This is a genomic window from Acidisoma sp. L85 (assembly GCF_009765865.1).
Classification (GTDB): Bacteria; Pseudomonadota; Alphaproteobacteria; order Acetobacterales; family Acetobacteraceae; genus Acidisoma.
On the sequence record NZ_LMUQ01000064.1, the window covers coordinates 14,201 to 16,581 of the forward strand.

Sequence of the window (2,381 nt, forward strand, 5' to 3'; positions counted from 1 at the left end):
ATCCGGCGACCTGGATGCCGGACCCCAAGCTGCGGGCCCTGGCGGCGGCGCTCGACCCCACCGCGCGCGCCGCATTGGCCGAGGCGCTGACGGCGAACATGAGCGTCCACATCGCCTATTGCCGCCGCGCCGCCGAGCCCGTGCAGCGCGCCGACCCGCTCAGCGACGCGGCGGTGCCGGTGATGCGTGAGGTTCCGGGCGCGGAGCTGGTCAAATCGATCCGACCGGATGGCGGGCTGCCCTTCCTTTTTGACGGTTTGCGCGCCGTGGTACGGCTGCCCCCCGAGGCACCGGCGATCCTGCACGCGATCGACGGCACCCGGACGGTGGCCGAGATCGCCGCCATCCTCGCCGGCAGAGGCATAGCCGAACCCCGCTTCCGCCGCGCCTGGGCAGAGAGTTTCCCGGCGCTGGAAGCGGTCAACCGCGTTTTGCTCGCGGTTCCCACCTGACCCGCTCCAGCCTCCAAGCCGCCCTGCTCCGGTTGGCGCGTCAAGCGTCTCCAGCCTAGGGTGAGCTTGCCGCCGCCGTCCTTGTCCAGGGAACCACTTATGGCCAGCGCGACCACGCCCCGCCTATTGTTCTTCCAATCCCTCTGGGCGATGGAGCCGAGTCCGCCGGGCGGCGCCGCCGAACCCCTGGAGACGATCCTCGACCGTATCAAAGAGTCAGGCTTCGATGGCGTGGCGACGCACTTCTATGATCCAGCCACCGTCACGCCGCTCATGGCCGCTCTGGCTGAACGCGGCTTGCAGATCGAGGGGCAGGTCTTCCCCCAGACGATCGACGATCTCAAGCCGGCGCTGGAACTCGCGGCCCGCTTCGGCTGCCACCACCTCACGCTGCAAGCCGATGTCAGGCCGCGCCGCGTTGCGGAGGCGGTGTGCTTGCTCGACGGTTGGGCGGGCCTTGGCCGCGAGGCCGGCATCGATGTGAATTTCGAGACGCATCGCAACCGCATCACCAATGATCTGCTGTTCACCCTCGATCTGCTGGACGCCTTGCCGGATCTGCGCCTCACGATCGACCTCTCGCATTACGTCGTGGCGCGAGAAATCTATCTGCCGATCTCCGATGAGACGGAGGCGATGATCCGCCGCGTAATCGGCCAGGGCTGGGCTTTGCATGGCCGCGTCGCCACCGCCCATCAGGTACAGGTGCCGCTCTCCTTTCCGCAGCACCTACCCTATGTCGCGCAATTCATCGACTGGTGGGCGCTGGCGCTCGCCGATTGGCACCGCCGCGCCGCGCCGGGCGCCAGTCTCTCATTCCTCTGCGAATTGGGACCGCAGCCCTATGCGATCAGCGGCGCCAACGGCCAGGACATCTCGGACCGCTGGGCCGAGGCGTTGATGATGCGGGACGCGGTGCGGGCAAGGTGGAATGCGATCATGTCGAGCACGTGACGCGATCAGATCGTCCAAACGCTAGCAACGGCACGCCCCTCAGCGAACCGGTGCCGCGTCTAGCCCAGTGTTCCGCAGCAAGCTCAGCGACATTGCGACCAGCGCGAAGCCACAGGCGACGAGCAAGGCGGCGCTCATCTGCGAATGCGGGAAAACCACGAAGATCACCGCACTCAACGTCGCACCCAGCGTCTGCCCCAAGAGTCGAGCAACACTGAGCATCCCGCTCGCCCCGCCGCTGCGATGGCGAGGCGCCGCGCTGATCATCGCGCGGTTATTGGGTGACTGGAACAGCCCGAAGCCAATCCCGCAAATCGCCAGCCGCCAGGCGATGTTGAAGTTCGACGGGTCATGCGGCATGAGCGCCGTCAGCAACAGACCGAGCGCGTAAATCCCCAGGCCAACGCCGCCCAGCGTGCCGGCGGAATAGCGATCTGACAGTCGCCCCGAAATCGGCGCCACGATCATCAGCATAACTGGCCAGGGCGTCATCAGCAGCCCCGTCGTCACCGCGCTATGCCCCAGCACATCCTGCACGAAGAAAGGCAGCGAGACGAAGGCCAGCATCTGCGCGCAAAAGGAACAGATCGAGGTCACGATCGACAAACGGAAGATCCGGATTCGCAGAAGATCGATCGGCAGCAACGGTTCGCTGCGCGATATCTGACGGCGCACCAGCAGCACCGCCGCCACCGCCGCGATCACCACCTCCAAGGCGATCGTCGTCGCCGATTGGCCATGCGCCAAGCCGTCCACCGCCAGGATGAACAAACCGAAGGTTGCCGCGTTCAACAATGCGCTGGTGCCGTCGAACCGCATCGAGGAGAGATGCGACAGTGGCAGGAAACGGCGCGCGAGAAAGAACGCGACAATGCCGATCGGTACGTTGATCGCGAATAGCCACTCCCACCGCGCAACGGCGAGAATGGCGGCGGCGATCGTCGGTCCCGCGGCGGGTGAGGGCGCAACCACCAA

General features: G+C 66.2%; 2 protein-coding genes and 1 pseudogene. 2 read left to right on the forward strand and 1 reads right to left on the reverse strand.

Annotated elements, in window-relative coordinates:
• Both GSQ83_RS21950 and GSQ83_RS21955 read left to right on the forward strand, forming a co-directional pair.
• Nucleotides 1-452 (forward strand): annotated as a pseudogene (locus GSQ83_RS21950) (methyltransferase); the annotation flags it as partial.
• A 99-nt stretch (nt 453-551) separates the two neighbouring features.
• Nucleotides 552-1,406 (forward strand): sugar phosphate isomerase/epimerase, encoded by an 855-nt coding sequence (locus tag GSQ83_RS21955; protein ID WP_158805023.1) that lies wholly within the window; start codon nt 552-554, stop codon nt 1,404-1,406.
• Between the two features lie 39 nt (nt 1,407-1,445).
• Here the strand turns inward: GSQ83_RS21955 and GSQ83_RS21960 are convergent.
• A partial coding sequence (locus GSQ83_RS21960) for an MFS transporter (protein ID WP_158805024.1) occupies nt 1,446-2,381 on the reverse strand: 936 nt, incomplete at its 5' end.